This window comes from Spirochaetota bacterium (assembly GCA_004297825.1).
In the GTDB taxonomy this organism is placed as follows: Bacteria; Spirochaetota; UBA4802; order UBA4802; family UBA5368; genus FW300-bin19.
The window spans coordinates 1-25,367 of record SCSX01000036.1 but is presented as its reverse complement, the minus strand read 5'-3'; the positions used below and the strand labels follow the sequence as shown (position 1 = coordinate 25,367).

The 25,367-nt window shown below is 57.6% G+C and carries 29 protein-coding genes and 3 tRNA genes; 21 read left to right on the top strand and 11 right to left on the bottom strand.

What is annotated here, in order from left to right:
• Positions 1–35 precede the first annotated feature (35 nt).
• The 8 genes from EPN93_07070 to EPN93_07035 form a co-directional block, all read right to left on the bottom strand.
• On the bottom strand, positions 36–494 hold the full coding sequence (locus EPN93_07070) for a nucleoside deaminase (GenBank protein TAL36579.1): 459 nt from the start codon (positions 492–494) through the stop codon (positions 36–38).
• A gap of 49 nt (positions 495–543) precedes the next feature.
• Positions 544–617: transfer RNA gene (locus EPN93_07065), tRNA-Arg, on the bottom strand.
• A gap of 4 nt (positions 618–621) precedes the next feature.
• On the bottom strand, positions 622–1,107 hold the full coding sequence (locus tag EPN93_07060; protein TAL36578.1) for a hypothetical protein: 486 nt from the start codon (positions 1,105–1,107) through the stop codon (positions 622–624).
• Between the two features lie 15 nt (positions 1,108–1,122).
• Positions 1,123–1,209: transfer RNA gene (locus EPN93_07055), tRNA-Ser, on the bottom strand.
• Between the two features lie 37 nt (positions 1,210–1,246).
• A tRNA-Ser gene (locus EPN93_07050) sits at positions 1,247–1,330 on the bottom strand.
• Positions 1,331–1,382: 52 nt separating this feature from the next.
• Positions 1,383–2,243: an acetylglutamate kinase gene (gene argB, locus EPN93_07045; GenBank protein TAL36577.1), complete on the bottom strand. Its 861-nt coding sequence runs from the start codon at positions 2,241–2,243 to the stop codon at positions 1,383–1,385.
• A gap of 120 nt (positions 2,244–2,363) precedes the next feature.
• On the bottom strand, positions 2,364–2,714 hold the full coding sequence (locus tag EPN93_07040) for an anti-sigma factor antagonist (protein TAL36576.1): 351 nt from the start codon (positions 2,712–2,714) through the stop codon (positions 2,364–2,366).
• Between the two features lie 152 nt (positions 2,715–2,866).
• Complete coding sequence (locus EPN93_07035; GenBank protein TAL36575.1) at positions 2,867–4,564, bottom strand: UDPGP type 1 family protein; 1,698 nt, start codon at positions 4,562–4,564, stop codon at positions 2,867–2,869.
• A gap of 22 nt (positions 4,565–4,586) precedes the next feature.
• Between EPN93_07035 and EPN93_07030 the strand changes: the two genes are divergently transcribed.
• From EPN93_07030 to EPN93_07010, 5 genes are all read left to right on the top strand, one after another.
• On the top strand, positions 4,587–5,924 hold the full coding sequence (locus EPN93_07030; protein ID TAL36574.1) for a glycerate kinase: 1,338 nt from the start codon (positions 4,587–4,589) through the stop codon (positions 5,922–5,924).
• A 201-nt stretch (positions 5,925–6,125) separates the two neighbouring features.
• Positions 6,126–6,893, top strand: a complete 768-nt coding sequence (locus tag EPN93_07025) for a hypothetical protein (protein TAL36573.1) — start codon at positions 6,126–6,128, stop codon at positions 6,891–6,893.
• A 26-nt stretch (positions 6,894–6,919) separates the two neighbouring features.
• Positions 6,920–8,347, top strand: coding sequence for a hypothetical protein (locus EPN93_07020; protein TAL36572.1), 1,428 nt, complete (start codon positions 6,920–6,922; stop codon positions 8,345–8,347).
• Positions 8,348–8,366: 19 nt separating this feature from the next.
• Positions 8,367–9,677, top strand: a complete 1,311-nt coding sequence (locus tag EPN93_07015; protein ID TAL36571.1) for a PDZ domain-containing protein — start codon at positions 8,367–8,369, stop codon at positions 9,675–9,677.
• 8 nt (positions 9,678–9,685) lie between these two features.
• Entirely contained in the window at positions 9,686–10,132 is a 447-nt protein-coding gene (locus tag EPN93_07010; protein TAL36570.1) for a hypothetical protein, read from the top strand.
• Positions 10,133–10,143: 11 nt separating this feature from the next.
• Here the strand turns inward: EPN93_07010 and EPN93_07005 are convergent, their stop codons facing one another.
• The gene (locus EPN93_07005; protein TAL36569.1) at positions 10,144–10,785 is read right to left on the bottom strand and encodes a hypothetical protein; all 642 of its coding nucleotides are present in this window, start codon (positions 10,783–10,785) and stop codon (positions 10,144–10,146) included.
• 152 nt (positions 10,786–10,937) lie between these two features.
• Here EPN93_07005 and rpsF point away from each other — a divergent pair, with 152 nt between their 5' ends.
• The 8 genes from rpsF to EPN93_06965 all read left to right on the top strand — a co-directional run bounded on the left by rpsF (position 10,938) and on the right by EPN93_06965 (position 16,101).
• Positions 10,938–11,306: a 30S ribosomal protein S6 gene (rpsF, locus tag EPN93_07000; protein ID TAL36568.1), complete on the top strand. Its 369-nt coding sequence runs from the start codon at positions 10,938–10,940 to the stop codon at positions 11,304–11,306.
• 20 nt (positions 11,307–11,326) lie between these two features.
• Positions 11,327–11,761 carry a single-stranded DNA-binding protein gene (locus EPN93_06995; protein ID TAL36567.1) on the top strand — a complete coding sequence of 145 codons (435 nt, stop codon included), beginning with the start codon at positions 11,327–11,329 and terminating at the stop codon, positions 11,759–11,761.
• Between the two features lie 26 nt (positions 11,762–11,787).
• Positions 11,788–12,204, top strand: a complete 417-nt coding sequence (rpsR, locus tag EPN93_06990) for a 30S ribosomal protein S18 (GenBank protein ID TAL36566.1) — start codon at positions 11,788–11,790, stop codon at positions 12,202–12,204.
• A gap of 5 nt (positions 12,205–12,209) precedes the next feature.
• Positions 12,210–13,103 carry a DUF2232 domain-containing protein gene (locus tag EPN93_06985; protein ID TAL36565.1) on the top strand — a complete coding sequence of 298 codons (894 nt, stop codon included), beginning with the start codon at positions 12,210–12,212 and terminating at the stop codon, positions 13,101–13,103.
• Positions 13,104–13,117: 14 nt separating this feature from the next.
• Complete coding sequence (locus EPN93_06980) at positions 13,118–13,561, top strand: 50S ribosomal protein L9 (GenBank protein TAL36564.1); 444 nt, start codon at positions 13,118–13,120, stop codon at positions 13,559–13,561.
• A 3-nt stretch (positions 13,562–13,564) separates the two neighbouring features.
• The gene (dnaB, locus tag EPN93_06975) at positions 13,565–14,914 is read left to right on the top strand and encodes a replicative DNA helicase (GenBank protein TAL36563.1); all 1,350 of its coding nucleotides are present in this window, start codon (positions 13,565–13,567) and stop codon (positions 14,912–14,914) included.
• Positions 14,911–15,690 (top strand): ABC transporter permease, encoded by a 780-nt coding sequence (locus tag EPN93_06970; protein ID TAL36562.1) that lies wholly within the window; start codon positions 14,911–14,913, stop codon positions 15,688–15,690. The genes dnaB and EPN93_06970 overlap by 4 nt, the downstream gene beginning before the upstream one ends.
• A gap of 99 nt (positions 15,691–15,789) precedes the next feature.
• The gene (locus EPN93_06965; GenBank protein ID TAL36561.1) at positions 15,790–16,101 is read left to right on the top strand and encodes an anti-sigma factor antagonist; all 312 of its coding nucleotides are present in this window, start codon (positions 15,790–15,792) and stop codon (positions 16,099–16,101) included.
• Between the two features lie 6 nt (positions 16,102–16,107).
• Here the strand turns inward: EPN93_06965 and nadA are convergent, their stop codons facing one another.
• The gene (nadA, locus tag EPN93_06960; protein ID TAL36804.1) at positions 16,108–17,019 is read right to left on the bottom strand and encodes a quinolinate synthase NadA; all 912 of its coding nucleotides are present in this window, start codon (positions 17,017–17,019) and stop codon (positions 16,108–16,110) included.
• Between the two features lie 247 nt (positions 17,020–17,266).
• Between nadA and mnmA the strand changes: the two genes are divergently transcribed.
• The 6 genes from mnmA (at position 17,267) to EPN93_06930 (ending at position 22,346) form a co-directional block, all read left to right on the top strand.
• A complete protein-coding gene (gene mnmA / locus EPN93_06955) occupies positions 17,267–18,343 on the top strand; it encodes a tRNA 2-thiouridine(34) synthase MnmA (GenBank protein ID TAL36560.1) in 1,077 nt (358 codons plus the stop codon).
• A gap of 245 nt (positions 18,344–18,588) precedes the next feature.
• Positions 18,589–19,443, top strand: coding sequence for an alpha/beta hydrolase (locus EPN93_06950; GenBank protein TAL36559.1), 855 nt, complete (start codon positions 18,589–18,591; stop codon positions 19,441–19,443).
• A gap of 78 nt (positions 19,444–19,521) precedes the next feature.
• Positions 19,522–20,274, top strand: a complete 753-nt coding sequence (locus tag EPN93_06945) for an ATP-binding cassette domain-containing protein (GenBank protein ID TAL36558.1) — start codon at positions 19,522–19,524, stop codon at positions 20,272–20,274.
• Positions 20,252–21,739 (top strand): N-acetylmuramoyl-L-alanine amidase, encoded by a 1,488-nt coding sequence (locus EPN93_06940; GenBank protein TAL36557.1) that lies wholly within the window; start codon positions 20,252–20,254, stop codon positions 21,737–21,739. Before EPN93_06945 ends, EPN93_06940 begins: the two co-directional genes overlap by 23 nt.
• A gap of 171 nt (positions 21,740–21,910) precedes the next feature.
• Positions 21,911–22,087: a type II toxin-antitoxin system Phd/YefM family antitoxin gene (locus tag EPN93_06935; protein TAL36556.1), complete on the top strand. Its 177-nt coding sequence runs from the start codon at positions 21,911–21,913 to the stop codon at positions 22,085–22,087.
• An 88-nt stretch (positions 22,088–22,175) separates the two neighbouring features.
• Positions 22,176–22,346, top strand: coding sequence for a type II toxin-antitoxin system RelE/ParE family toxin (locus EPN93_06930; GenBank protein ID TAL36803.1), 171 nt, complete (start codon positions 22,176–22,178; stop codon positions 22,344–22,346).
• 84 nt (positions 22,347–22,430) lie between these two features.
• Here EPN93_06930 and EPN93_06925 read toward each other — a convergent pair whose 3' ends face one another.
• The gene (locus EPN93_06925; protein TAL36555.1) at positions 22,431–23,309 is read right to left on the bottom strand and encodes a hypothetical protein; all 879 of its coding nucleotides are present in this window, start codon (positions 23,307–23,309) and stop codon (positions 22,431–22,433) included.
• Positions 23,310–23,544: 235 nt separating this feature from the next.
• On the opposite strand from EPN93_06925, the gene EPN93_06920 reads away from it, so the two are divergent.
• Together EPN93_06920 and EPN93_06915 are read left to right on the top strand one after the other, a co-directional pair.
• A complete protein-coding gene (locus EPN93_06920; GenBank protein TAL36554.1) occupies positions 23,545–24,066 on the top strand; it encodes a sigma-70 family RNA polymerase sigma factor in 522 nt (173 codons plus the stop codon).
• A complete protein-coding gene (locus tag EPN93_06915) occupies positions 24,063–25,187 on the top strand; it encodes a hypothetical protein (protein ID TAL36553.1) in 1,125 nt (374 codons plus the stop codon). Before EPN93_06920 ends, EPN93_06915 begins: the two co-directional genes overlap by 4 nt.
• The last annotated feature ends 180 nt before the right edge of the window (positions 25,188–25,367 follow it).

Genomic DNA, 25,367 nt, shown 5'->3' with positions numbered 1-25,367 from the left:
ATCTGAAGAATATTAAATGAATTCATGGAATTTGTCTACTTTTTACGGAGATTTCGGAAAAAATCCGAGAGCATTCTTATGGACTCGTCCCGCAGCAGCCCGAACTCGATTTCCGGGACATGGTTGAGACGCTCGTTTCCGCACACCGAAAGCACCGTGCCGCACGCGCCGTATTTCGCATCCTCAGCCGCGATCACCACCCTCGCGATACGGGCATGCACCATAGCCCCCGCGCACATGGAACACGGCTCCTTGGTCACGTAGAGTACGCAGTCCACCAGGCGCTCATTCCCCAACACCCTGGCCGCCGATTGAATCGCGTTCAGTTCGGCGTGTCCCGCGGGATTGTTGCGCGCCCTGTTGTCATTGCGCCCCCGGGCGATCGGCTCGCCTCCCCGTACGACGACGGCCCCTACGGGGATTTCCCCCGCATCCGCGGCGGCCATGGCCTCTTCGAGCGCCATCCGCATGAAATATGTATCGTCCTTATCCATGGGAAAAAGTAAAAGGCGCGGAAACTGGTCCACGCCTTTATGGGTGATGCGCGTCTAAGAGGATTCGAACCTCTGACCTACGGATTCGTAGTCCGGCGCTCTATCCAGCTGAGCTATAGACGCGTGGTTAGAATTCTATGATACCGGTATATTTTCCCAGCACGGGGATTTCAAGGTTTTTTTCACGGTATGCCTCCCGCATGCCCCAGGCACACATCGTGAAATAGGCAAGGTGGAGCAGATAGATCACGAGTACAAGAAAAAAGCTTACCGGCCTCCAATCGCGCGGAACGAAGAGCAGGTTCAGGAAAAAGACCGCGAGCTCGACGCCAGCGAACGCGACCGCCGCGGTGAAGCCGTTCCTGCCGTGCGCCTCGCAGAAACGATGCCCGCGCTTAAGGTACAGGGGCAGCAGCCATCCCACGTAGGGTATGTATGCCGCGGCCGCGTAATATCGGGCATATTCCTCTATTCCGGGCGAGCGCCTGACCAGCTCGATTTTTTCCCGGACTACCGGCTCGTAGCTCCTCAGGTTAAGGATAAAATCCTTTGCCTTTAAAGCCCATGTGCGCGCCAGCGCGGCGTAAATCCTGACTTTTTCTGTAAGTGTCACCGCATCATCCTTATTCGGAGAGAGAGGGATTCGAACCCTCGGTACCGTAATTGGTACAACGGTTTAGCAAACCGTCCCCTTCGGCCACTCGGGCATCTCTCCTCGGTAGTACTGGTATTCTGTGCAATCCCTGATGAATCGGAGGGTGAGGGATTCGAACCCCCGGAGCTCATCACTCAACGGTTTTCAAGACCGCCTCTATAGACCACTCAGACAACCCTCCGCAGGGTAATTTATGAGGGGGCGATATTCTGTCAAATAGAATTTATAGGACCCTATTTGACGATCTCGGTGCCCACGCCGGCGTCCGTGAAAATCTCGAGGAGCACCGCGTGCTCGACCCTGCCGTCCACGATATGCGTCTTGTGGACACCCCCCGCCAGCGCGTCCAGGCAGCAGTTCACCTTGGGGATCATCCCCCCGGTGATGTCGCCCCGGCTAATCAGCCCCTGAATTTCCCCCATCCTGAGCGTCGATGCCAGCCGGCCGCCTATCTTCACCCCTTCGACGTCCGTGAGCAGGATGAATTTCTCGGCGCTCAGCGCCTCCGCTATTTTCCCCGCCGCGATGTCGGCGTTGATATTATAGGTCGCCCCGTCAGCACCGAAGCCTATGGGCGCGATGACGGGAATGAAGCGATCCCTGTCGAGCGTCTCGATAATCGCAGGGTTGACGGTCTGCACGGTGCCTACCTGTCCTATATCGTGCCTGGCGCCGCCCTCCTCGTGATACATTTTTTCCGCCACGAGGAGACCCCCGTCTTTTCCGGACAGACCCACCGCTTTTCCGCCCGCCATATTGATATTGTGGACGATTTCCTTATTGACCTTGCCCACGAGCACCATTTCGACCACGTCCATGGTCTCGCCGTCCGTAACCCTGAGTCCCGCGACGAATTCGCTTTTTTTCCCGATCTGCTTGAGGAGGGTGCCTATCTGCGGCCCGCCCCCATGTACGATAACCGGGTTTATGCCTACGTATTTCAGCAGCACCATGTCGCCGGCAAACGAGCGCCTGAGCGCCTCGTCCTCCATGGCGTGCCCCCCGTACTTGATGACAATGGTTTTCCCGTAGAACTGCCGGATATACGGGAATGACTCGGTGAGGGTCTTCACTTTTTCGATGTATTTCTGCATGCGCAACCCTGCCGGATTTTGATAATTCGCCGATTAAAGAAAACGCGCCGCCGGATTCTGTCAATACTATTAAGCGTTCCCATCGCGCGGAGATACCGTGCGAAATTATGGGGGACCGGTTTATCGCTTTTCAGAGAACGCAGCCAGGGCAAGCGAATCGGTGTCGTAGATACCAAAAAAATTCTGCAGGCTGCACAGCGTTATGATCTTCTCGGCCTCGATGCTCAGCTCGGAAAGCTTCAATTCGCCCTTGCTCCCCTCCAGCAGCTTGCGCACGTTGATGAGCGCTCCCAGTCCCGCGCTGGCGATATAGTCCACGGAGCTCATGTTGCAGATAATCTTGACGAATCCCGCCTGCATCTCCTGCATGAGTATCTCCCTGAGCTGGGGCGCGGTTTCCAGGTCAAGGTCGCCATCGAGTCTGAGAATGCTCACATCCCCGCGCCGGGACGATTTAAATTTAATTTCCATTCCTTTTCTCTCTGTGTATACTCGTATAATTCATTGTTTTTCAGGCCTCGTCAAATTATTTTTCATTTTTATTTCGCGCGCGTCTGGTCCGCCCCTTCCCCCGCCCACGCTCGAAGTCGATTTCAGTGCCGGATGATCCCCTTCAGGGGCACTCATTCGAGGTACACCCTCTCCTCGTTCGGAACCGAAAGATTTTCAGGGATATCATCAGGTTCGACCGCAAGGAGCGGTGAAATTTCGACCAGCTTGACCGCCGGCGGCAGGGCTATGCCGCGATGGGCCAGCCACCGCATGCATTGCCCCGTCATGAGCGCGCGGGCGGACTCCGCCGAATCCACCCCCGACGGATTTTTGACCGGCGCGAACTCATCCTCCCGCAGGGTTTCAAGGACAAGATTGCGCGGGGTCAGCGGGAGGGCGTCGAAAACGAACTTCTCGAACTTGAACCCATCGATGTCGGCGGCGCCTTTCCCGGTGTACGACCGGATTTTTTTCCTGGCCACATGAAACGGCAGGGACAGGGACGACCCGCCCGTGATCGATCCGATAAACCGGGTTCCAAAGAGATGTATCGCGATACTCCCCATGCAGTACCGCAGTGCGCCCTTCCCGTCCCGCGCTTCTTGCAGTTCCGCGGGAAGGTCCGAGTATTCAACCACCCCGGTAGTCCCGTCCTCGAATTTTACGAACACCCCTATCTTTTCGCCGGGATACGCCTTCATGAGGCCTTTGCTGGAAATATCGGCCCCCCGCAATTCGTGAAACCCGATAAACACGGGATCAAGTATCCGCACCAGGGGGTTATCCACCTGGAAATACGAGATAGTTTCTACGCCCCTGCGCTCCATCTCGGCCAGGGCGCCCGATCGCGCGAGCGCCGTAAGGCTGCCCCCGTGACCGTCCGGGTTCCTGAAAATCCTTCCGGGCCCCTCGAGGATAAGACGTCCCTCCGTATCCATGGAAGGGATCATGCTCTGCGGGAAAATGATGACGTCGCGTTCGTCGAGCCCGAAATACCCGTGATCGCGCAGATAGGCGGCCGTGTCCTCGTGGTTCGCCTCGGAGGTCATGATGAGCCAGGGCACCCGGGCCCCGTACTTGCGCGAATATTTTAAAATCTTCTCCGCGTGGATCTGGAAGAGCGACTTGCCCGAGACCGGCCCGACACCGAACATGCCCTTGGGGCCTTCAAAACCGAGCCTGCTGCCCTGTCCCCCGGCTACCAGGAACGCGGCCACCCTGCCGGATCGTATCGCCTCCTCGCCGCGCACCCTGGCGCGCTCCCATTCGGCCTTTGCCCCGTCATCCGCCGGCAGGGGGATATATTCGGCGGGGTCATAGCGCATCGGCGCGAGCGATTCCCCCGACGCCAGCGCGTGCAGCTTTTTCAACAATTCGAAATCAAGGGATTCAATTTCTTTCAGCAAGCCATGTCTGGCGCCTTCGTCCAGCCGGTCCCAGAAATCGAAGAGGTGTCCCTGGCCGTTATCATAGGCCCTGCGAATCACCTCGTCATAACCCTTGAAAGTAATCATCGCCCCCCCTTGAAAATGCGGTATCCCCTGCCTATCTCCATCCCACGCCCTTGACAAGCCTTTTCCGGGCGCGGGCGTGTCTAAAAATGTTTGAGTATATCGTGCACACCATGTATTGTTATTACATAAGGCCTGTCGGATTCCGGCCGGCCGAATAATGGTGCGTTCACCTGCACGTGTGCCGGAAAATCCGGGGGGGTCCGATAAATCGGGCCGGCCGGTGAGTTCTCTTCCCGCACGTCCAGGGTGGTCCGGTATCAAACCCGCTTCCCCGCGGCCGATGCCCGGAAACGGCGCCGATACGCGCATCAACATCAGGTATTGCGGAGGTACCTCTATGAAAAGCACATGCGACGACCTTGCCGCTATTTACCGGGCGGGGATCGATGCCGTGAGTCCGCATACCGCGGTACTCAATGGACTCAAATTGAAGGGAAATATGCTGATCGTACCACATGACGGCGGGACGGCGGCTGAATTCAATCTCTCCCAATATAAGAATATAATCGTCGTGGGAGGCGGAAAAGGGACAGCGCCCATGGCACGGGCGGTCGAGGACCTCCTTGGCGACAGGATTTCCGCGGGATGCGTCTCCCTGAAATACGGGTACGTTGAGCCGCTTCGTAAGATTGAGGTTATCGAGGCCTCTCATCCCCTGCCCGACGCCCAGGGCTTGAAAGCCGCAGGCACGATCCTCGACCTTATATCGAAGGCCGGTGAGCGGGACCTGGTTATCTCGCTCATCAGCGGCGGCGGATCGGCGCTCCTGCCGCTTCCCGCCGCATCGATCCCCCTCGATGACAAGATTGCCGCGACCAACCTTTTGCTGCGCAGCGGGGCGAACATCCACGAGATGAACGCGGTACGCAAGCACCTCTCGCTCGTAAAAGGGGGGAACCTTGCAAAGGCCGCCTACCCGGCGACCGTGATCAATCTCATGATATCGGACGTGTCCGGGGACGATATGGACGTTATCGCCTCGGGACCCTTCGTCCCCGACAAATCGACGTACGGGGACGCCCTTGGGGTGCTGGAGAAATATACGCTCGGCGGGCAGGTACCCGCATCGGTACGCGCGCACCTGGACCGGGGCGCGGCGGGAGAAATGGAGGAGACCCCCAAGCCCGGAAGCCCGGTATTCGGGCGCGTGACCAATCTCATCATTGCCTCGAATATAATCGCGCTCAAGGCGGGGGCCGCCGTCGCGAGAAAGCTTGGCTACAACACGGTGATACTCTCCTCGGTGATAGAAGGCGAAACAAGGGAGGTGGCGCGCATGCATACCGCGATCGCGCGGGAAGCGCTGCTTTCCGGAAACCCGGTCCGCCTGCCGGCCTGTATTATCAGCGGGGGGGAAGCCACGGTAACCGTAACCGGCAGCGGGCTGGGCGGAAGGAACATGGAGTTCGCGCTCCAATGTGCGCTCCTCCTGGAGGGAAGGGAGGGCATTCTCGCCGCGAGCATAGGTACGGACGGAAGCGACGGACCCACGGATGCCGCCGGCGCCTGGGCGGACGGCACGACCTGCGCACGGGCGCGCGCGAGGGGTGTTTCGGTTAACGATTATGTCGCCAACAACGACTCGTACAGGTTTTTCAAGGAGATCGGCGACCTGATCGTCACCGGTCCCACCAATACCAACGTTATGGACATGCGCATTATGCTGGTCCGGTGAAGGGCCAATACTAATGCCCCGTTTAGCGATATTGTATATGTAAATATTAAGATAAAAATTCCGGTTAAAATTTTTTTATTTTACAAAAAAAATGTTGCTTATAATAAAATTATACATTAAAATCATTTTAAGTCGGCATCATGCAGCATCGGGCAAGGATGCCCTATTATTAAGAAAGTTGCATAACAAAGGAGTCCCCGTATGAAACTCAATGTGTGGATGAAAGCACTCATTCTTTGTATGGCGGTATGTGTAGCTGCTACCACGGGAGTAATGGCCCAGGACGCAAAGGATGCGAAGAAAGATGAAAAGTCGGAATCGGCAGCCAGGGAATACACGCCCGCGACCAAGCCGGATGACAGCTATCTCGCCAAGTTCAACGCCATCGACGTATGTGAAAGGCTGGTGAGGGAAAACCTCGAGGAAATTTACATTCTTAAAGTTATCTCGTCCAACTACAAGGATCAGGGTTGGGACAAGGATTACCAGGGCCTGTACGATGGTTACAAGAAGGGCGTGGGTCTCTTCTACAAGCGCGACGCGATCAATGCCCGCGTGGAACTCGAGGACAACCGTAAAGGCATCCAGGCGCTCTACAAGAAAATATCCGGGTACTACAAGGGCCAGACCGAAAAGCTCCTGAGCGATTGCGCCGACGCCATCCTGAACCTTTCGCTCGACGAGAAGACTAAATCCGATCCCAACAAGAACAAGGTCGTCTTCCAAAACATGATGCGCCTGCGCATCGGGTACGGACAGTTGGACGAGGCCGAGGCCAATCTCATCGAGGGCAATTTCGCGAGCTCGGTATACCATTACCGCGTGGCGAAATCGTACGCTATACGCATAATGGAAGAGCTTGATCCCGAAGCATCGAAGAACAAGTTCGACACCGACAAGGCCGATAACCTTAACCGTATCCTGAATCCCGAAAGCAAGGAAACCGTTAAGAAAGAAACACCCAAATAATCGCCGCTCAAAGGAAATTGTAACGCATGAAAAGGGGGAAGAAATTCCCCCTTTTTCTATCACGCAGACGCACAAAGGCCCGCCCAGGAATGCATGCCGCCATGAAAAAGAGAATTTTCGTCGTCGCAGCCGTCGCGTACACGGCAATCGTAATCGGTATCGCCCTGTCCCGGCTTGGCAACTTCGGGATTCCCGTTTACCGGGTCATGCTCGATCCGGGACATGGAGGCTTCCGCCTGAGCGAAACCGACACCCACGGTGACCGATACGACCGCCTGAGCGGGGAGTACCTGGAGCACTACCGGGAAGGCGCCGCCGAGGGAAACCTGGAAGAGCACGCAATAGTATATGCGGTGGCGGAAAAGGTCCGAGACCTGCTCGCCCTGTGCGGCCCGCATGGAGACTTTTCATCGTTCCGCGCAATCCTGGCTCGCTACACCGACGCCGAAACTCCCCGTATTATAATAGAAACGGGCATGAGCCGGCCCGATTCGCGCAACCGGGATGAACTTAGAAAACTGCCCGACCCGAACGCCGCCTTCCGGGAGTTCGACTACCCGGCACCCGACGGCTCCACCAGGCCCGGTCGCATCTCACGGATTAACCAATTCAAGCCCCACCTCGTGGTTTCGCTGCACACGGACAGGTACGGCGGCCAATTCTATATGGGAATGAATCCGGTTATAGTTCCTCCCCCTTCATTCCTTCGCCAGGGGCTTGCCGTGCTCAAGGGGGAGCAGAAATCGAACAAGTTTTTCGTGAACAGCAAATACAAGGACTGGCTCGTCGAAAGCGCGGGCCGTACTGGATACGAATGGTTCCTGAGCGACACCTCGCTTTACTACACATGCTTTCCTCTCAAGGCCGATAAATCGGTCAATAAGGAGGCTTTCCGGGGATACCGTTACAACATGGTAACCTGGGCCTATGCGGACGATGAGGGCTGGGTCGAGACGGCAAAGAAACACCCCGCAAATACGCGCTATGCGGACACCCTGGAGAAGTTCGTTCCCGAGGGAAAATTCTGGGAACGGGAGCAGTCCCGCTTCGAGGATTATCGCCGGGACGACGGGGAGGAGGGACACGGCGGCGACAACCATTTCGCCTCGGCTGAAATCATCCGGTACATGATGTATGCCCTCCGTGCGGGAAAGATCGAACATCCCGATCAAAAACCGGGAAGGCCCTTCTATTCTGTCTGGCAGCTTCCCCTCTCGGTGAACGCCATAAGCGCCTACATCGAGCTGGGCTACCTGCTGAGCCCGCACTACCGCATGCTCTTCACCGAAAAGGTCGATGTACTGGCCGAAGGCATCGCCGTGGGAATATACTCGCTGTTCGCCGGGTTAACGCCCCGGCCGCAGGAGGGCGTGATGCCCAGAGGAAAAAGTATTGACCTGAAAAAATATTCAATCTCTAAATACTCAAGCTATTTCGACATCGTCGCGCCGTAAATCGGCGCGCATCCAATTAATGAAACACTATCGCTACCTGACAATGTGCATGTGCCTTGCGGCGGCCGTTTTTCCGTTCGCCGCCGCGGGCGGAACGCCGGAGCTGAACCGTGCATTCATCGATACCGCCAAGCGCGTGAAGCCCTCCGTGGTGAATATCGTTATTTACCAGACGAGCACGAAAGACGGGGAGCGCGTCTACGCGAAAACCGGGTACGGCTCGGGTACGATAATCACCGAGGACGGCTTCATGGTGACGAACTGCCACGTGGCCCGGAAGGGCGATTTTTACCAGGTGATCATGCACGACGGCACCGAATGCGAGGCCGAACCCTTTTCCGACGGTGCGTACTATATCGCCGACCAGAAGACCGACATCGCCCTCATGAAAATCGGGCCGTTGCCGCATGCGAAGTTCCAGCCCGTCAGCTTCGGCGATTCGTCCCGACTTGAAGAGGGGGAATGGGTCCTGGCCATTGGCAACCCGTACGGCCTGTCCCAGTCGATATCAAGCGGCATAGTATCGTCCAAGGGACGCACCGATATCGGATTCGCCGATATCGAGGATTTCATCCAGACGGACGTCCCGATAAACCCCGGGAACTCGGGCGGTCCCCTCGTCAATCTTTCCGGGGAGCTCGTCGGCATCAATACGGCAATCCGGACCGTGACCGGCGGCTACCAGGGGATCAGCTTCGCCATCCCCTCCAATACCGTGAAAATGATTTCCTACGAGCTCATGCGCTTCGGAAAGATCCGCAGGGGCTGGCTGGGATTTCTAATCCGGGAAAAAAAGATCCTCGCGAAAGGGGAGAAGACCCTGATCGAAGTGATTTCGGTCATCAAGGACTCGCCCGCGCAGACCGCGGGGATTCAGAGGGGTGACATAATCAAGGAGATCGACGGCAAGCGGATTTCCACGCTGGGCGAGCTCGTTTCCGTCGTAGGGAATTATCCCGTGGGAACGAAGCTCAGGGTTGCCATATCCCGCGACGGCCGCCTGTTTGAGTATCAGCTCCTTATGCGCGAAAAATCGGAGCCCGCGGCGTCTCCCCTGGATTCCCGGAGCCTTTTTTCCCTGTATGGGATCGAGATCGACGAGGACGCGCGTCCGGGCTCCGTAGTAATATCGTACCTGTCCCCCATGGGCGCAGGATACCAGTACGGCCTTGTCCGCGGGGATATCATCATTTCCCTTAACGGCGAGCCCGTGCGATCCCGCGGGGAATTCCTCGACGTGTTCAGGAAAAACAAATCACGCATCGCGCGCCTCGAAATTTCCCGCGACTCCCGCACCTATACCATCGGCTTCGCGTCCGAGGCGGAGTGAGCCGCGCCATGCCTGGGAGGTTTGCATCCGCGTTCGCACTCTGGTGTGCGCTGTCGGGCGCCGCTTCCCTGCACCCTTCCTCGGGCGAGATCGCCGCGCCCATACTCGGAAAAGAATTCTATGCCGGCCTCCAGGAAACCCAGCCGATCAAGCGTGATTATTTCCTGGACGCGCGCCTGAACCGCATTATTTCGGGAAAGGGAAGCGTCGTTGCGGTCGAAACCGTGAGCCGCTACAAAAGAAAATACCGGCTTACCCTGGCGGGCCAGGGCTCCGGCCCCGTTTCAATCACGTATCTTGTATTCACCGACCGGGATGAATACCTCAAGATGCTCCACAAGAACGACATTTTCGAATTCAAGGGACAGTTCATCATCTATACGCCGCTCAATTCGCTTCGGGATTCGTACATCTTTGACGTGGTGCTTGAAGACGGGGCAATCGTCGTGGAGTGACGCCGCAGCCTCTACTCCCGGTACACGGTGAATACATAATCGAGAATCGCCCCCCGGACCTTTTCGTGAATCCCCATGTATTCAATCCTGCATTCGGCCTCCCGGCCTTCCCCGTTCCGCGAAATCACGCGCGCGGTGATTTCCAGGCCCGATGGGGTGCCGATAGGCAGGTGGGCGTTCAGGAGATGCCCCACGGGAAGCTCGCCGGAACATGAGAGGACGGCATCCCTGTCCGATATTTCGGTGATCGTTCCGTCGTGCATCACGATCTCTTCGGTGTAAAAGCTCTTTTCCGCGTGGTTGACGCTTATCGGGTAGTACTTGACGGGCAGTGAGACCTTCGCGGTCAGGCACTTTCGCTCTTTGGTCGCCGATACGGTGTCCGCATGGGCGCACAGGAGTATGGGCGCCTTGACGAGAATTTTTCCCTTCACCTGCAGTTTAAACTCGTACGACGCGATATCCTCCCGCCAGAGATACCCGTCCAGGGTATCACCGTCGGCCGCGTGCTCATAGAGATCCTCCGGAACCTGCATCGCCAGGAAGTACTCGTTAACGTCGATTACGGTTACCTTGGCATAGCCGAACCCGCGCTTATAAACGCGAAGTGCCGATTCGATCTTGAGATTTCGTGTGCTTGTTATCGTTTTCATTGTATCGGGATCCCGGCGAACAGTCGCAGACTTTAAATAACTCCGTGTTTTTGTCAAATAACTAATATGAAGACGAGCGTAATTTAACCCTGAAACCTGAACATTCGCTAATTTTTATTAATTATATAAATATTTGTTGATAATTTGAACCCATGTCGGTGATAGTGAAAATCCTTTCTGCCGCACGCCCCTCAGCAGTGCGGCAAAAATTCCAAAGGGAGGAAGTAGACGTGACGAATTATGAATTAATTGTTATCCTGCGCATCAACGACTCACTCGAATCGAACAAGGAAAAAGCGAGATCAATTCTCCAGAAGTACGGGGTGACGTTTAACTCCGAGGATCACTGGGGAACCAGGAGGCTCGCCTACATGATCGACGGGGAAAAGGACGGCTGTTACCTGAATTGGAACATCCAGGCCCCGCCGGACGCGGTGCAGAAGGTCATCACGGAATACCGCCTCAACGGGGACATCCTGCGCTACCTCTTCGTCAAGGTTAAGAAGAAAAAGGTCGCCTAACCCGCGTACGGGGGAAATCTATGGCCAGCGACATCAATAAAGTCATACTCATAGGCCGGTTCGTGAAGGATCCGGAGCTGAAATACACGCAGGGAGGCTCCTCCGTGACCAATTTCAGCATTGCGAACAACCGGAGCTATACCCAGGGCGGCGAGAAAAAGGAGATGGTCTCCTATTTCAATTGCGTCGCCTGGGCCAAACCCGGCGAGCTCATCGCGCAGTACTGCAAGAAAGGGCAGCGCATCGCGGTGGAAGGAAGGCTTCAGCAGCGCTCGTGGGACGACAAGGACGGCAATAAAAGGTCCGCGGTAGAGGTCGTCATCGAGAACTTTCAGTTCCTGTCCGCAAAACCGGGACAGGGCGAAAGCGCCGATCACCACGAACCGCCGCAGGACTTCGGCGCGATGCAGGGCGGCGGCGGAGGCTCATTCTCCGACGACGATATACCATTTTGAAATTTTGAGATTACAGGAGCACGCACATGTCTGATGAAATAAAACAGGAAGCTTCAACCAGTACCGACAGTACCGACGTGGCAGCGCCCGCGACCGAGACACCCACGGCGCCTGCTGCCGCACCGGCGGCTGCACCGGCACCGGAAAGGCACCACGGCCGTGAACATCGTGAAGGCTCTACGTCGGCAGCCCCGGCGGAAGGCGGGAGCGATTACCAGGCCCCCCGGGTCCCCAGGTTTAAGAAAAAGGGATGCCGTTTCTGCCAGAACAAGAGCCTGGTCATCGACTACAAGGTTGTTGAAACCCTCGAAAGGTTTATTACCGACCGCGGGAAGATTCTTCCCCGGCGCATTACCGGTACGTGTGCCAAGCATCAGCGCGCGCTTTCGGAGGCGATCAAGAGGGCGCGAATCGTGGCGCTTCTGCCCTTCATAGTTCAATAACGGCGGTGGCGGTACTTCTCTTCTCCTCGCTCATCGGTCTCGCGTTCATCGCCGGCACGGCTTCCGTTTTTTTCCGATTTGGCTGGAAATCCCTGTCGGCAATTGTCCCGGTGACCGTGGGTATCGCTTTCGCGGCATATGCCTCGAACGGCGGCGGGAGCGCGGAGTACGCGATAATGGTTTTCGCGCCCTCCTTCACCGGGGTGGTCGCGGGATACAGTTTCAGGAACATGAAGTCCCTGCAGTTTTTCGCCATCCTGACCTCCGTGGTCATAGGGTGCGCGCTTACAGGGAATTATTATTACCAGAAGGTGAACGGGGGCGTTGACCTCCTTCAGGATACCAGGCAGCGGGCCGTGGAGTTTTTCTCCCAGGCCCAGATGGATGAACGCGAGCGTGAAGAATCGCTCGCGAAGCTTGACGCCTCGCTCGATCTGTTAAAGGACGTGATGCCGTTCGCGTATTTTCTGAATGCGCTTTCCACGGCCTTAATAGGATACTTTCTCGCGCGGGCGCTCCTGCGGCGCACGGGGGCAGCTGCTCTCGAAGAGTCCCCGGGGTTGGAGCTTTTCCGCCTGCATGACTATCTCATATTCGGACTTATCGGAAGCTGGCTTGCGGTGCTCCTTCTCAATAGGGAGTCGTACCAGGTACCACATATCGCCGGGCTCAATCTGGCGCTTTGCCTGTCGTCGCTGTACCTGCTGCAGGCCGTGGGTATCGCCAAGTTCGTCATGGGCGCCAGGAACGTTCCGCCTTTCGTATTGCCGCTTGCGCTGATCGTGGTGGTGATCCTGGGCGCGGAGTTCATAATGTTCTTTTCCATCGTATTACTGAGTATCGGGGCCCTGGATTTCTGGGCCGATTTTAGAAAGCTTGAAGCAAAGAGCAAAAATTAACAGGGGTACCAGCCATGAAAGTCATTCTTCAGAAAGATATTCCCAGCCTGGGCGAAGCCGGCGACATCAAGGACGTGTCCGAGGGTTACGCCCGCAACTTCCTGCTTCCCAAGAAAATGGTGATCCTCGCCAACGATTCCAGCCAGAAAGCGATCGAGCACCAGAAAAAGCTCATCAAGATAAAGAAGGACAAGCGCAAGAAGCAGAGCGAGAAGCTCGTCGAGGCGCTTACCGCCCTCGAGATCAAGATCGGCGCGCAGGTGGGCGAAGAGGAAAAGCTTTTCGGATCCGTCACCACCATGGACATCGCCAGGAAGCTCAAGGAGCTGGGGCATGTCGTCGACAAGAGAAAGATCCTTCTCGAGGAGCCGATCAGGAAGACCGGCGATTACGAAGTGTCCATCAAGCTTGAAGAGGGCATGATCGCCAAGATCAAGGTTTCGGTCATGAAGGAGTAGGCGATGCCCGTCGAATACCTGCCCCCGCAGGACGCGGAGGCCGAGGCATCGTGCCTTTCCTCGGTGCTCCTCAGCAAGGACGCGCTCATCAAGGTAATAGAAATCCTCCAGCCGGAGGATTTTTATCTTGATGCGCACCGCATCATATTCAAGGCGATTCACGACCTCGAGCGCAAAAACCTGCCCATCGACCTGATCACCGTCAAGCAGCGGCTCCAGGACCAGGGCCAGCTTGAAAAGGTGGGGGGCGACGGCGCGCTGGTGGATCTCTACCGCACCTCGGCCACGTCCGCGAATGCCGAGTACTATGCCAAGCGCATCAAGGAGATGAGCCTCAGGCGAAGGCTCATCGAGGTCTCGCAGGACGTGGTTCAGAAATGCTACGATCCCGCGCGTGATACGTACGAGCTTATGGACGAGGTCGAACGGGACATCTTTCATGTTACCGAGAAACGCATCACGTCCGACTTCAAGTTCATATCGGACATACTCGCGGAGAGCATCCAAACTATCGGGAGGATGTACGAGACCAAGAAGACCGTGACCGGGATGGCTACTGGTCTCACGGGCATCGACGAAATGCTCACCGGCTTCCACGGCTCCGAGCTCTTAATCATCGCCGCGCGCCCCTCCATGGGAAAGACGGCGCTCGCGCTCAACATGGCGCTCAACATCGTCTCGAAGGAGAAGCAGCCGGTGCTCTTTTTCTCGATCGAAATGCCCGCGTCCCAGCTGGGTCTCCGGCTCCTGTGCGTGGACGCGATGATCGATTCCCAGAAGGTCCGCACCGGCGGCATCACCCACGACGAGCTCAAGCGGCTTTACGCGAGCGCGAACCGTCTCGAGAAGACGCCCCTGTTTATCGACGACACCCCGGCCATCAACATATTCGAGCTTCGCGCGAAGGCGAGAAGAATGGCGCAAAAGGAGAAGCTTGGGGCGATATTCGTTGACTACCTTCAGCTCATTTCGAGCACATCGAGGGTCGACCGGCACCTCCAGATCGCCGAGATCTCGCGTTCCCTGAAGCAGATCGCGCGCGAGCTGGATGTCCCGGTCGTGGCGCTCTCCCAGCTCTCGCGGCAGGTCGAGTCGCGCACCGACCAGCGCCCCCAGCTTTCGGATCTGCGCGAATCGGGCGCGATCGAGCAGGACGCCGACGTGGTCATGTTCATCTATCGCGAAGAAAAGGTGAAGAAAGACAGCGAGAAAAAAGGCATCGCCGAGGTAATCATTTCCAAGCAGCGCAACGGCCCCACGGGCACCGTCGAGCTCAAGTTCTGGGAACAGTACACGCGTTTCGGGAACCTGGACAGGGTGCACGCATTCGAAGAGGCGACCGCGGGCGCATGACGGCGCGATCCGAACATGGCAGGGTCATCCGGTTCCTGGAAGGCCTGGGAGGGTACCTTCTTTTTTTCACGGACACCGTGAAGTGGACCTTTCGCCCCCCATTCGACGCGAAAAACGCGATCACCCAGATGGTGGAGATCGGCTACAATTCGATATCGGTCACCACGGTAACGCTTTTTTTCACCGGGATGGTGATGGCGCTCCAGATCGGAAAAGCCATGGACAAAATCCTCACCGGCTCTTCGATATTCATCGGAAGCGCGGTCGCCATTTCCATGTTCAGGGAGCTGTGCCCCGTGATCACCGCGCTCCTGCTTGCCGGCCGGGTGGGTTCGGCCATCGCGGCGGAAATCGGCACGATGAAGGTGACCGAACAGATCGACGCCCTGGTCACCCTTTCGGCCAATCCGGTGCAGTACCTCTCGGTTCCGCGGTTCCTGGCGTGCCTGGTGATGACGCCCATGCTCACCGTGCTCACGGATATCGTGGGGGTCCTCGGGGGAGGGGTTGTCGCCTATTTCGGCCTGGGGATCACGCTCGACAAGTACATCGAAAACATTTTGCAGAACCTGAGCGCGCTGGATTTTCTCACCGGCATATTCAAAAGCGTATTTTTCGGCGTCGAGATAGCCATTATCGCCTGTTACCAGGGATTCAACACGTCCGGCGGCGCCGAGGGCGTGGGGAAATCCACCATACAGGCAGTAGTCAAATCATCGATGGCGGTGCTCATCTCCGACTACTTCCTCACCTACCTGCTGCAGTTCATCGAGTAGACGCGCGCGCCGTTCCGCGGAGGAAATTTCTTGCATTTATCCGCGATTACGTACACATTTGAAAACTAAGGATATTCCCGTCGAAAAAGGAACCGGCCAATGGAAATAAAATCAAGGGTTGTTAAGGATTACCAGGTTTTCGAAATACTCGATGACATTACGAGTGAAAACGTCATGCAGCTCAAGGACATGGTGATCTCCGGGCATGACCCGAAATACAAAAAGGTCGTCCTGAATTTCAAGAACGTCACCTACGTGAACAGCTTCGCGCTGAGCGTTTTAATGAGTATACACAAGGAACTGGAAAAAAAGAATACCACCATATCCATCACCAACGCCGCGCCCAGCATAGTGGCGCTATTAAAAATGACCAAGCTTCACGAGGTGTTCCCCATCCTGGGCGATCTATAGCCGCCCCTAGCGCGACAGTTCCAGCATCCGCTCCAGGCAGCGCACCGCTTTTTCGGCTATATACGCCGGCACGGTGATTACCGGCGTCTCGGTCTCCAGGGCGCGTAAAATCTTGGGAAGCGTGATCTTTTTCATATTGGGGCAGATAAACGATTTCCCCGCCAGGATGTACTCGTTGTCGGGCGCGACGGATTTGAGCTTATAGAGCATTCCTGTCTCGGTCCCCACGATTATCTTTTTCCCGTGCACCGTCTGTACGAATTTCACCATGCCGCCGGTGGAAAGCACCTGGTCGGCCATATCCGCCACCTCCGGCCTGCACTCGGGATGCACCATCACGAGAGCCCCGGGATGCTCCCGTTTCACCGCGGCGAGGTCTTCGGCCGAAAATTTCTCGTGCGTGGGACAGAAGCCCTTCCACGGGATGATCTCCTTTTTCGTGAAGCGCTGCACCCAGCTCCCCAGGTTCTTGTCCGGCACGAAGATGATTTTATCCCCCTCGACGCGGTCCACGATCAGCTGCGCGTTCGCCGAGGTGCAGCACACGTCCGACAGGGCCTTCACCGCGGCGCTCGAATTGATGTAGGTGACGACCGTCGCGTCCGGGCGCTCCGCGCGCATCGCCGCGAGGTCGGCCGGTTCGGCCATGTCCGCCATGGGGCAGCCGGCGTCCGGGTCGGGGAGGAGCACCTTCTTCATGGGCGCGAGCATTGACGCCGATTCCGCCATGAAGTGCACCCCGCAGAAGACGATGATATTTGCGTTGTTGGAGGCGGCGATCCGCGCGAGCTCCAGCGAATCGCCGGTGTGATGGGCGATCGCCTGCACCTCGTCGCGCTGGTAATTGTGCGCGAGTATGATCGCGTTTTTTTCGCGCGCGAGCTCCTTTATCTGCGCCGCGAGCTGTTCGTCCGTCACTTCCCTGGTTTCGATCACGTTAAAAAATCCCCCTTCACGAGCGCGTCGTCCACGGTCATCATTTCCAGCCGGAGCCTTTCCGAGCGCAGCGTTTCGACCCGTTGTTCCATGGCGCGTTACCGGTCTTTCGATTGATAACAAGAATGCAGAATTTTGGCAACAATATAAAGCCCCGTCATTAATTTTGATTGCCTAAATCCGGCGTGCGATAATTCCTACAGGCAGTACAGGGGGGATTAACCAGGATATGCGTATCGCGGTTGCCATGAGCGGCGGCGTGGATTCCTCGGCAGCGGCGGCATTGCTCAGGGAAGCGGGTCACGATGTCTACGGCATCACCGCCAAGATATTGCTCTGCGCCGACATGGACGGGTGCGAGCCCCGCTTCGACGTGTGCTGTTCGCCGGAAAGCATCCGGGACGCGAAGGAGGTCGCGCACCGCCTGGGCTTCCCCCACACGGTGCTCGACGTCGAGGAGGATTTCTCGCGCGAGGTGATCGATCCCTTCTGCACCGAGTACCTTCGCGGCCGGACCCCGAGCCCCTGCATCCACTGCAACGCGCGCATCAAGTTCAAGAGCCTCCTGGAGTTTGCGCGCTCAATAGGCTGCGAGAAGCTCGCGACCGGCCATTACGCGCGCACCGGGATGAGCCCGGAAGGCCGCGCCTTCGTCTCGGCCGGCGCGGACCCTGCAAAGGACCAGTCCTACTTCCTGTTTTCACTGTCCCAGGAAATACTCAAGGACGTGCTGTTCCCCCTGGGGGAGCTTCGCAAGGCCGACATCCGCGCGATCGCGCTCCGACACAATCTCTGCGTCGCCGACAAGCCGGAGAGCCAGGAGATATGCTTCGTGCTGGACAACGATTACCCGCGCTACATAGAACGGCGCACCGGAATCGTCCCCCCTCCCGGCGACATCGTCGATTCCGCCGGAAAGAAAATCGGAACTCACCGCGGCATCCATCGCTATACGATCGGGCAGCGGCGCGGGCTGGGAATATCCTCACCCGAGCCCCTCTACGTGACCGGCATCGACAGCGCGCGCAACATCGTCATCGCGGGTCCCCGGGAGGAACTGAACCGGATCGGCCTGGTCGCCGGGGACGTCTCGCATATGAAGCTAGAATCCCTGGACGGAATCGATGCCTTCGTCAAGACGCGCTCCACCCAGAAGCCCTTTCCCGCACGCCTTACGGAGACGCCCGAGGGAATAAGGGCAGTGTTCATCGAACCGCATACGGGCATCTCGCCCGGGCAGGCCGCGGTATTTTATTCGGCGGAGGGCGACGTGCTGGGCGGGGGCTGGATCCTGAGCGCGTTTTAGCGACGGCGGGCGCCCCCTCCCAACGCGTTTTTGTCGGCGGCTGAAACCGGCATGCCCTTGATCGTTCTCACGATCTTACGCATCGTACTGCATAAAACGATTGAATTCCACAATGCCGCTTGTATCATTTTGCAGGGATTCATGGGGGGCCGATAACGCGTATCGGCCCCCCGCGCCTCTTCTGAAAATAATGCCATGCCGAATGCCATGCCATCACACCGGGAATCGACAGGAGGAAATCAACGATGTATCCACGCCCGCGCCTGGCGCGTCAAATATTCATGCTGTGCATCCTGCTCCCCGCGCTGCCCTGCGGCGCGGTCCGATGCGCCCCGCCGGAGACAGGCGCCATGATCTCGTTCACGGTAGCGGTGGACTCGGGCACGGGCGTTTCCGTGGACGTGTACACGCCCGAACATGCAGGCGCGCTTTTGGGGGACGTGCTCGTTCTGCCGGGGTGGAACCACCCGCGCGCGCGATGGCAGCACGAAACGCGGATACTCGCGCTCGCCCGGGAACGCGGTTTCCGGCTCGTATTCCCGGAAATGGGCAAGACCAACTATGAGTCGCGCTACTTCCCCGAGACCGTGCTGAAATGGGCGCCCGTTCCCGGCGGCGCATGGGTGCGCGACGCGCTCATCCCGGCGCTCCAGGAACGAGGCATCCTGAAGCCCGGCGGGAAAAATTTTCTCCTGGGCTATTCGACAGGCGGCAGGGGCGTGCTGCTCGTGAGCCTCCAGAATCTCGGGCTCTTCCGCGCCGGGGCGTCGCTCTCGGGCGACTGCGACCAGACCCTCCTCCCCAGCGAACCGCTCTACACCGAGCAGTACGGCGCGTTCGCGCAGAACGGCGCGCGCTGGAAGGCTGTTGATAACCCGCTCACCTCGATCGCGGAGTGGCGCATGCCGCTCTATCTTGGCCACGGGAAAAAGGACGCGGTGTGCCCGTACGCGCAGACCGAAATTTTCTACAACGCGCTGCGCGCGCACTATCCCCTCTTGCGCACGGTACTGCATCTTGATGCAGGCGCGGCGCACGATTTCGCGTACTGGGACTCGGAGCTCCCCGCGGTGTTCGACTTTTTCCGGGACACCGAATAGCCGGCCTGTTTTTGGGTTGATTTCAATCTCTTCCGCGGTATCATTGTGCCTGCCCGGATTCGGGGCATGCGCCCAATCATGAAGGAAAAAATCAGGATCGTCGATCTGCACAAGGGATTCGCGGGGAAGACCGTGCTCGCGGGCGTGAACCTTTCGGTGTACGAGGGGGAGATCCTCTGTGTAATCGGGAAGAGCGGCTCGGGGAAATCGGTCATCCTGAAGCACCTTGTCGGCATCATTCGGCCCGACTCCGGGGATATTTTCGTCGAGGGAGTCCCGTTCACCGGTTCCGACGAGATGACGCGCATCGCCCTCCAGTCGCGCTACGGCATACTCTTCCAGGGCGCGGCCCTCTTTGATTCCCTGTCCATTTATGACAACATCGCCTTCGGGCTTCGCAGGAAACACGTGCCCGAGGAAGAGATCGCGCGCCGCGTGCCGGAGCTCCTGGGCATGGTGGGACTGCGCGGCATCGAGGACAAAATGCCTTCGGAAATCTCCGGGGGGACTCAAAAGCGCGTGGGACTCGCCCGCTCGATCGCGATGAAGCCGGAGATCATGCTCTACGACGAGCCCACCACCGGCGTGGACCCCATCACCGCGGGCTCGGTGGACCGGCTCATCCGGAAGATGCGCGACGACCTGGGTATCACCTCGGTCGTCGTGACCCACGACATGAAATCTGTATCGCGCGTGGCGGACCGTGTCGCGATGCTCCTGGACGGGGTCATCGTGTTCGACGGCGCGCCGGCGGAGCTCATGGCGAGCGGCGACGAACGCCTCAGGCAATTCGTGGAAGGGAGGGCCCATGGTCCCATTAAGGTCGCGTAAACTACTGATCGCGTGCGCGTGTGTGCTCGTCTTCGCCGCGTGCGAAAAAAAATACCAGGGGAACATAACCGTGGGCTCCCACACCTGGCTCAAGGGCAAGAAAATATTCATCGATCCCGGGCACGGGGGAACGGCCGCGGCGGACAGCTTCCGCAGCGGGCCGGGCGGCCTCACCGAGGAAGAGGTCAACCTCGCGGTCTCGCTCCACCTCGCGTCCATGCTCAGAGGCGCCGGCGCGGTCGTCGCGCTCGCGAGGGAAAAGGACCTCGACGTTCCGCTCATCGAGCGCGTCCGGATGGCGCGGGAATTTTCCCCGGACCTTTTCCTTAGCGTTCATCACAACGGGACCATGCGACGCATGGACGGCGTCAATTACCCGTGCGTGCTCGTCTGGGGAAGCCCGGGGGTGAGCCCCGCGTCATTCGATTTTGCAAACCTGCTCCTGGGTGAGTTTCATCGCATCATGGACGCGCGGGGAAGCGTGCTCAGCGACTTTTCGGTCTTTCCCGAAACGGGGTCCATGATGCTCAGGGAGACGCACGACCTGTGTCCGGGTATTATCGGCGAAGCGGGATTTTTCTCCGACGAGCGCCACGCGATCCACCTGCGCGACGCGCAGTACCGGGAGCACGAGGCGGGGGCGTACTTCAATGCCGTGTCCGAATACTTCCGGCGCGGCGTACCGTCCGCCCGGGCGCAGATAAACTGCCGCGTGGAGAATACCGGCTATCTGAAAAATCTGCTCAAAGACCGCGAGCCCGCGATAATGCTCCTCCTGGACCCCGGCGCCCCGGGCGTCGATATCGACGACTCGACGATCCGTGTCACCCTGGACAACATCCCCGTCACGGCCTCGCGCATGAAGCCGGGAAGGTATTCCCTGGACTACGGGAGAAGGCTTTATCCCGGCGCGCACCGCATCCGCCTGGAGTTCGCAAACACATGGGGCCGGCGCGCCATGATCGTCTCGCTGCCGTTCCACGTCGCCGTCCAGCCGGGAGAGCACGATGCGCTGGTGCGTGAGGGGACGCGGCTCGCCTCCTATTACTACACGGCCCGTGAGGGGCTCAAGATGCTCCAGGCCGCCCTGTCCATGACCGTCACCGCGCCCGATGCAGACATGCTCCTCTGGCGGATCGCGCAGGGATTCGGCCTTATCGGCGCGCAGGAGACCTCACGGTATTATTTTTCGAAAATCGCGTATTTCTACCCGCAGAGTGAATACCAGGGAATGATTGGCAGGTACACGGGAGACCTGCGCTACCCGGTCGAGTATCATGGGAAGGAAATTCAATTTACCGAAGACTGCCCGGCGTGCCCGTCGAAAAACACCGTGCGGGAAATTCCCGTTATCGAGCCTCGATCGGTGGACGGGAAACAGGATGAAGGGTTTTACCTGTTGGAAAAAGCGAAAGCGCTTTTCAGGTCGTTAAGGGAACAGGTTGAGTCGTGGTGGACCAAGTGATCGACGAGTGTCAATCTACCATCCCTTTAAGGCGGCTCAGTTCCTCGTCGTGGATTTCCTTGTAGAGGCGCATCGCTGTCATCCCTGGAGGTAGGAGGGCTGAAGTAGAAAAAGAGTTGATGCGGAAGAGGATCAGTGAGTATATTATTACAATACAGGAAAGGAAACTATATGCAGACACGCCATGAACAATATATCATCGACAAGAATGGCGAAAAGAGCGCAGTGATTCTACCCATCGATGAATACCATGAGCTTCTGGAAGACATCCACGACCTCGCAGTGATCGCGGAGCGTCGGGACGCCGGCACCATTTCGCTTGCAGAATTGAAAAAGCGTATTAAATAGTTACATGTACGAGATTATAGTCTCTTCTGCGGTCGAGAAGGACTTCAAGCACATCGACCGTCAACACTACCGCCGTATTCTCGAATAAATTGAACTGCTAGGCGGCGATCCGCGTCCACAGGGTTCCCGTAAGCTGGTGGACACCATATCTTCGTACCGAATTCGTATCGGGGACTATCGCGTCATATATCAGATCGACGATGATGCCCGTGTCGTCACGGTGATGCATGTGCGCCACCGAAAGGACGCGTACACCTAGAATCCTCCGCGTCGTCTCAAGTACAGGATCCCCGTATATTTAAAAATTCTGTAATTGATCTTGGCTATCGTCTCAATCAACCCGTCACTGCGTTACCGTGCTCTTCACCTTCTCGTTCGGCACCTCCACCGTCCCCTCGGTCGTGCGTATTCTAAGAATGGCGCCGCGGCTTATGATGGCGCCCCGGTATACCTTCCCGGAGTAAAGGGTCACCACGTCTATGCGACCGTATTTTGCCTTTATCTCCTCCATGGTCGCGGGGGGAGGATCCTTGATTTCCTCGTCTATCTTCTCGAGCGCAGGCAGGAATGATTTGCCCTTCTCCTCCAGCGCTCCCGGCGCCATTGTCCGAATCCCCTCGATATAGTTTACCGCCTCGGCCTTGCTCAACACGAGTGATTCCGTTTTTGTGAGGCCGCGCGCCGTGATTCCGGCTTTTACATCAACGGCTTTCCCCTGTGTCACCTCCCCGGCCTTCCCGGAGACGGTTTCGGTCACCTCTACCCTACCCCTGGACACGCCTACGGTTCCCGTCCCGCGATCATACGAGACGCTGAAGATCGTTCCGCGCACCGCGGCGATGGCGGTGGGGGTCTTCACCCGGAAATCCTCCGATTTGCCAAGCTTGTCGATCCTTGAAAGCACCGTGCCGTGGAAAAGGTTCAGCTCGCTTTCCCCGGATTCAAAAAGTGTGACCGCCTCAATGCTGCTGTTCGGCAGGACCTGCACGATCCCGCGTTCGCCCATCTGGATGGTAACGTGCGACAGCGGCCCCGTTTTTATTACGTCCCCTTTCACAATTACTCGCGATACTTTAGCCGGAGTATACTCTCCCTCCAAGGCTTTCACCTGGACGTCTCCCACGGCGAGCACTACTACAGGGGTAACCGCTCCTTCCCTCGCGCACGATATCGCAAGTGTAAGGGCAAGAATTCCCGACAGTGCGCATATACTTCTCTTCATGGCAACACCTCTTCAATGCATGAAATAATCAGGGCCCTGTGAAATAGTGAACCCGACTACCATAAGTTGAACAAGAATAATTAAAGGGACAAAGAATATTTTAATGATTGATTTTTTCTTACGCCCTGATAAATCGAGAACGTTGTATGTTGTAACAATGCGCCGCCAAAAAGCGCAATCAGGAAAAAAATATTGTCCCTAAAAACCCCCTCAATCTACTTATCTGGAGAAGGCCATGCCCGGCATCGCTGAAGGGAGAGACCTCTTCGTCGACGTCTACGAGCGGTACTATGGGCTCATTTACAGCACCGCCTATGCCAAGCTGGGCAACGCGGATGACGCCATGGACGCCGCCCAGGAGGTATTCATCCGGTTTCACGGCAAGTCAAGTGAGGTCCGGGAGCCGCGCACCTGGCTTTATGGCACGTTGAGAAACGTGGTATTCGACATGATGAAGAAAAAAAAGCCGGACCTCACCGAGGGGGAAATGGACGACCTGGGAGTGGTCTTTGTAAACGGTTTCCGGGACACCAGGCTCATGATAAAGGAAGCCCTGGAAAGCGAAGCCAACTTCATTGACGAAAACGATCGCGTCCTCTTCGAACTCGTGGCGAGCTATGACTTCACCTACCGCGAGGCGGGCGCGCAACTGGGCATGTCCGAGCGACAGGCCAAGTACCGCTTTGGACTGGCAGTACGTCGCCTTACGGAACATTTCCGCGCGCGGGGAATCACCAACCTGGAGGACCTGCTATGAACGGCTCCGGGTTATTCCTCCAACTTTTGGAAAAGTACCGCCTGCGCCGGCCGGTGCCGGCAGATGTACGCGCCCGCATGGTGCGCGACAAACGCAAAACCCTCAGGCACATTTTACAGCAGAGCGGGGAGCTCTCTATGGGTGTCCGCGCGGCCCTGCCCCTGTACCGGGCGATACGCGGCATGGGATTAGCCCCCACCTTCCGGCAGGGAAGGATCGCCGCATCCGCCATGGTGGCCATGGTGTTCTGCGTCCTCTTCGCGGGGCTGTTAACCGTATCGCGACCGCTCATCGCTCCCTCGCACCCGGATAGCGGCGTGGTCATCTTCGCCTTGGGCGAGGTAACGCGCAGCGGCGCGGATGGAACGACGGCGCCCCTGAAAACGCGGGACTTCCTGGAAAAAGGAGACCGAATCAAAACCGGTGAAGATGCAGCGGCGATAGTTCAGATAGGCGATACCATCATGGTGCGCCTGCAGCCGCGAAGCGAGTTGTCCGTAGAATCCCTGCTGAGCGACCCCGACCTCGCGCTGTCCCTTCGTTCCGGAACGGTGCTGGCCAGGCTTCAGGGCCTCGTGAAGGACCGCTCCTTCACGGTCAAAGCCCAGACGGTGACCGCCTCCGTGCGCGGCACCGCATTCAGCGTCACCGCAGGCGCACCTGATATCGTCGCCGTGGCCGAGGGGACCGTGTCGGTGAAGCACGACAAGAACGGAACCGGGCAGCTCATAAACGCGGATGCCGCCGCCGATGGGGGCGACGAGCTGGTGAAACGCCCCATCACCCGGACCGAACGACTCGAGATCGAGCGCGTGCTCCGCATCCCCTTCATGAAGGATCCCATGGATGCGCCGCAAAAGGAATTTGAAGACCTGGCTGCGCTGGTGCAAAAAAACGATGCCGAGATCGACGCGACCCTGAACAAGCCCAAGGCTGAATCGATTCCCGGCACCCTGGACGAGATCAGGGCGAAGTACGGTCGCATCGATGTAGTATATCTCTATTCAGGGGAGACGGTACGCGGCGCCATCATCGGCCGCGGAGAGACGATACGGCTGATGGTTCCGGGAGGATACCGTTCCATTCCAAAGGCATCGGTGCGGAATACCGGGGTCGAATAGCGGCGATCACGCGGTAAATTTTTTGTCCGTTTTTCCCGTCTCCCTCAACTAATCCGTAATGAAGTGAACCACACACCGCCTGAAGGCGGTGGCTTCGTGTTCGGCTAAAGCCGACTAAAGATCATCATCAGTTTTAAAGTCGGTATCTGTGGGCTCCTTGCCTTGATCCTCAATATATTT

What these genes read in the sequence shown, in the direction of transcription:
- EPN93_07070 (TAL36579.1), bottom strand. Translation starts at nt 494, where the DNA reads ATGGATAAGGACGATACATATTTCATGCGGATGGCGCTCGAAGAGGCC.
- argB (TAL36577.1), bottom strand. Translation starts at nt 2,243, where the DNA reads ATGCAGAAATACATCGAAAAAGTGAAGACCCTCACCGAGTCATTCCCG.
- EPN93_07040 (TAL36576.1), bottom strand. Translation starts at nt 2,714, where the DNA reads ATGGAAATTAAATTTAAATCGTCCCGGCGCGGGGATGTGAGCATTCTC.
- EPN93_07035 (TAL36575.1), bottom strand. Translation starts at nt 4,564, where the DNA reads ATGTTGATGCGCGTATCGGCGCCGTTTCCGGGCATCGGCCGCGGGGAA.
- EPN93_07030 (TAL36574.1), top strand. Translation starts at nt 4,587, where the DNA reads ATGAAAAGCACATGCGACGACCTTGCCGCTATTTACCGGGCGGGGATC.
- EPN93_07025 (TAL36573.1), top strand. Translation starts at nt 6,126, where the DNA reads ATGAAACTCAATGTGTGGATGAAAGCACTCATTCTTTGTATGGCGGTA.
- EPN93_07020 (TAL36572.1), top strand. Translation starts at nt 6,920, where the DNA reads ATGAAAAGGGGGAAGAAATTCCCCCTTTTTCTATCACGCAGACGCACA.
- EPN93_07015 (TAL36571.1), top strand. Translation starts at nt 8,367, where the DNA reads ATGAAACACTATCGCTACCTGACAATGTGCATGTGCCTTGCGGCGGCC.
- EPN93_07010 (TAL36570.1), top strand. Translation starts at nt 9,686, where the DNA reads ATGCCTGGGAGGTTTGCATCCGCGTTCGCACTCTGGTGTGCGCTGTCG.
- EPN93_07005 (TAL36569.1), bottom strand. Translation starts at nt 10,785, where the DNA reads ATGAAAACGATAACAAGCACACGAAATCTCAAGATCGAATCGGCACTT.
- rpsF (TAL36568.1), top strand. Translation starts at nt 10,938, where the DNA reads ATGTCGGTGATAGTGAAAATCCTTTCTGCCGCACGCCCCTCAGCAGTG.
- EPN93_06995 (TAL36567.1), top strand. Translation starts at nt 11,327, where the DNA reads ATGGCCAGCGACATCAATAAAGTCATACTCATAGGCCGGTTCGTGAAG.
- rpsR (TAL36566.1), top strand. Translation starts at nt 11,788, where the DNA reads ATGTCTGATGAAATAAAACAGGAAGCTTCAACCAGTACCGACAGTACC.
- EPN93_06980 (TAL36564.1), top strand. Translation starts at nt 13,118, where the DNA reads ATGAAAGTCATTCTTCAGAAAGATATTCCCAGCCTGGGCGAAGCCGGC.
- dnaB (TAL36563.1), top strand. Translation starts at nt 13,565, where the DNA reads ATGCCCGTCGAATACCTGCCCCCGCAGGACGCGGAGGCCGAGGCATCG.
- EPN93_06970 (TAL36562.1), top strand. Translation starts at nt 14,911, where the DNA reads ATGACGGCGCGATCCGAACATGGCAGGGTCATCCGGTTCCTGGAAGGC.
- EPN93_06965 (TAL36561.1), top strand. Translation starts at nt 15,790, where the DNA reads ATGGAAATAAAATCAAGGGTTGTTAAGGATTACCAGGTTTTCGAAATA.
- mnmA (TAL36560.1), top strand. Translation starts at nt 17,267, where the DNA reads ATGCGTATCGCGGTTGCCATGAGCGGCGGCGTGGATTCCTCGGCAGCG.
- EPN93_06950 (TAL36559.1), top strand. Translation starts at nt 18,589, where the DNA reads ATGTATCCACGCCCGCGCCTGGCGCGTCAAATATTCATGCTGTGCATC.
- EPN93_06945 (TAL36558.1), top strand. Translation starts at nt 19,522, where the DNA reads ATGAAGGAAAAAATCAGGATCGTCGATCTGCACAAGGGATTCGCGGGG.
- EPN93_06940 (TAL36557.1), top strand. Translation starts at nt 20,252, where the DNA reads ATGGTCCCATTAAGGTCGCGTAAACTACTGATCGCGTGCGCGTGTGTG.
- EPN93_06935 (TAL36556.1), top strand. Translation starts at nt 21,911, where the DNA reads ATGCAGACACGCCATGAACAATATATCATCGACAAGAATGGCGAAAAG.
- EPN93_06925 (TAL36555.1), bottom strand. Translation starts at nt 23,309, where the DNA reads ATGAAGAGAAGTATATGCGCACTGTCGGGAATTCTTGCCCTTACACTT.
- EPN93_06920 (TAL36554.1), top strand. Translation starts at nt 23,545, where the DNA reads ATGCCCGGCATCGCTGAAGGGAGAGACCTCTTCGTCGACGTCTACGAG.
- EPN93_06915 (TAL36553.1), top strand. Translation starts at nt 24,063, where the DNA reads ATGAACGGCTCCGGGTTATTCCTCCAACTTTTGGAAAAGTACCGCCTG.